Source organism: Vibrio genomosp. F6 (genome assembly GCF_005146325.1).
GTDB lineage: Bacteria > Pseudomonadota > Gammaproteobacteria > Enterobacterales > Vibrionaceae > Vibrio > Vibrio cortegadensis.
On the sequence record NZ_SYUT01000098.1, the window covers coordinates 1 to 2,886 of the forward strand.

Here is a 2,886-nt window from a genome sequence, read left to right on the forward strand (position 1 = left end):
GTGCGGGCAATATAACAAAGCATTTAAGAGGGATTCTCAACGCTTGGCATTTTTGCTTCTACTTCAAATTTAGTGTTTACGGTACAATGCTTTAGGTTGGGTGGCAGCGTTGTTCACCCCTTAATGCGGCGTTATACAAATGATCGCAACTATATGGTATGGTATTCCTATTATTTTCTTTTGGTAAGATTCATGATTATAGATACAGCTATAGCAGAAAAATTGGAGTTCGATTTAACTCCTTATGAAAAAAAGCAAATCAAACTTGTCCGAGATTGGAAGCTTGAAGAGCCGTCAGTTATTTCAAAAGGTATTGGCTTCGTTCTATCACCTTTAACCTGGTTAGTTAACCAGGTTGTACCAACCGCTGCGATTAAGGGGATTTTAGATTTTTCTTCTACGGCTGCTGAGTGGTTAACTGATACTAACGATATTCTACGTGATGCAAAGGTTACGGCGATCACCGATCTAAAATATAAGGATTTGGAGCTTTCTGATGACCTTGCAAATGAAATCCATAACTGGGCTATAGGAATAGCGACTGCCGAAGGTGCTGGAACTGGAGCAGCTGGTGTTGCTGGTATAGCGGTAGATATTCCTGCAATCATTACCTTAGCGCTTAGAACAATTCACAAAATTGGTATTTGTTACGGATTTGAGGTTAAAACTAAAGAAGACAGAGAGTTTGTGTTGGCAATTCTGTCGGCTTCTGGTGCAAATGATATGTCTGAAAAAGTTGCAGCTTTAACTACCTTGAGAACCATTGAAGTTAATATCACAAAGCAAACGTGGAAAAAAATGGCACAAAAGGCAGCAGAAGATAAAATGTGCCAAGAAGCTGCAATTATGAGTATTAAAACACTAGCTAAACAATTAGGTATTAATCTTACAAAGAGGAAGGCTTTACAGGCAATTCCTGCAATTGGTGCTGTAGTAGGTGGTTCTGTTAATGGTTGGTATATTAAAGAAGTTGGTTGGGCTGCACGTAGAGCATTCCAAGAGCGTTGGTTAATAGAAAACAAAAAAATCATAGAAATCAATTAGTATTTGTATAACAAAGCATTTAAGAGGGATTCTCAACGCTTGGCATTTTTGCATCTACTTCAAATTTAGTGTTTACGATACAATGCTTTAGGTTGGGTGGAGGCGTTGTTCACCCCTTAATGCGGCGTTATATGCCAGTGATTAGAAAGTCGATAGCAGCTATGATTTCATTTCTGAAAGTGCTCAATTCATTGACTGGTTCACGTAATATTGTTGTTGGTACGCTAGCCATTTGATGGGTTAAGATCACGAAGTCACCTTCATCAATGTGGATTACAGGGCAAAGGTGGCTAGGTGCTTTCTTTTCTAATAGCTCGATAGGTGTTAGTGGTATAACTAAGCGAGTATTTAACGTATCAAGCAACTCACTTTGAACATCAACAAAGTAAGGGTATGCGGTAGCGGTGCTTTTATCGTTGTTTTGGTATAGTGAAAATTGTGACATTAGAATACTCGGTAAGAATCGGAAAATAACCCATGATTTTCAGTAAGTTCATTGCATGCGTGAAGCGCGTCTGAATTTTGCTCAAGCCATTCTGTTTTAAGACGCTGGCTTACTTCTTTTTCGAGTGCTTTTTCCATTGTCGCTGAAAGATTTATGTTTAGTCGTTTAGCTTCAGCAAGTAATTCGCTATTCAAGCTCAAATTTGCAGCTTTCTTTGGTGTTTGTGTGCTATATGTATTTCTCATAATGGTAACCTATGCGTGTTTTGTATGCGCATGAAGTATAGGTGCAAAATAAGCATATAACAAACAATTTAAGAGTGACTCCCAACGCGTGGCGGTTTCACTCCGATTTGAATTTAGTGTTTATGGTGTAATGGTTTAGTTTGGGCGTAATAGCGTTGTCGCACCTTAATTGGGCGTTATATTTTGAGGAAAACATGGGAAAAATCATAGCTCGTAAAAATAGTGGTAAGCATGAAGGTACAATAATGACTCCTCATATTAATCGTGAGGGTTATTATGTGGCAACTACTTCAAAATTTGCAGTTGATCAGGTTTATATCAAAACTCTTGAGGAAGTAGAAACATTATATCTAGAGGGCTATGGGCTGCGAATGTCCAATAAATCTGTTGACCCAAGAGCGTCTTACATTTGTCATCAGAATTTAGAGTGCTCAGATATAGGGTCAACCCCTTCAGTTTCAGTTAGTGGGCACTTAAAAGAATTAGCAAAAATTAAAGAGCTCGATTTTCAGACACAAGCAACGTCAAGAAAGGAGCAAACTTTCTTGAGGCTACACTTGACCAAGAAAAAAGAGAGCGCTCTTTGTACTATATGTGGGAATCTACTTCCTGTTGATTTCCTTGTCGCAGCGCATATCAAAAGGCGTACCAGCTGTAGCATTGAAGAACGTTTAGACTTTGATAATGTGGCGACTTTGATGTGCAAATCAGGCTGTGATGATCTGTTCGAAAAGGGGTACATTTATATTGATTCAGGCTTAATAGCAGAAAGCACTAAAAAAACAACACCTCAATTGAAAGCCATTATTCGAAAGCTAGCGGGGAGAAAGGTTAGTAACTGGGTAGGAAGTAAAGTTTACTACGAATGGCACAAAGAACATTTTACCAAATAGGGTGTTGATGGTAAAAATATAACAAACAATTTAAGAGGGATTCCCAACGCTTGGCATTTTTGGCTCTACTTCAAATTTAGTGTTTAGGGCACAATACTTTAAGTTGGGTGGTAGCGTTGCTCACCCCTTAATTGGGCGTTAGTCGCCATGAGGATTACAATGAAATTTGAGCTAGATTTAGATCCGACAGAAGAAAATATCAATGAAATACGCAATGGTCTCGTTGAGCACAATTCTCCTTTTTTATTAGGTACTGACC

Annotated in this window: 4 protein-coding genes; 2 read left to right on the plus strand and 2 right to left on the minus strand. The window is 38.6% G+C overall.

From position 1 onward, the window contains the following. Nucleotides 1-192: 192 nt before the first annotated feature. Nucleotides 193-1,044: an EcsC family protein gene (locus FCV43_RS19710; protein ID WP_136996130.1), complete on the plus strand. Its 852-nt coding sequence runs from the start codon at nucleotides 193-195 to the stop codon at nucleotides 1,042-1,044. A gap of 127 nt (nucleotides 1,045-1,171) precedes the next feature. Here FCV43_RS19710 and FCV43_RS19715 read toward each other — a convergent pair whose 3' ends face one another. After that, a complete protein-coding gene (locus tag FCV43_RS19715) occupies nucleotides 1,172-1,489 on the minus strand; it encodes a CcdB family protein (protein ID WP_017053396.1) in 318 nt (105 codons plus the stop codon). Next, on the minus strand, nucleotides 1,489-1,734 hold the full coding sequence (locus FCV43_RS19720; RefSeq protein ID WP_017053395.1) for a type II toxin-antitoxin system CcdA family antitoxin: 246 nt from the start codon (nucleotides 1,732-1,734) through the stop codon (nucleotides 1,489-1,491). The genes FCV43_RS19715 and FCV43_RS19720 overlap by 1 nt, the downstream gene beginning before the upstream one ends. A gap of 194 nt (nucleotides 1,735-1,928) precedes the next feature. On the opposite strand from FCV43_RS19720, the gene FCV43_RS19725 reads away from it, so the two are divergent. Continuing rightward, a complete protein-coding gene (locus FCV43_RS19725; RefSeq protein WP_136996131.1) occupies nucleotides 1,929-2,627 on the plus strand; it encodes a hypothetical protein in 699 nt (232 codons plus the stop codon). Nucleotides 2,628-2,886 lie beyond the last annotated feature (259 nt).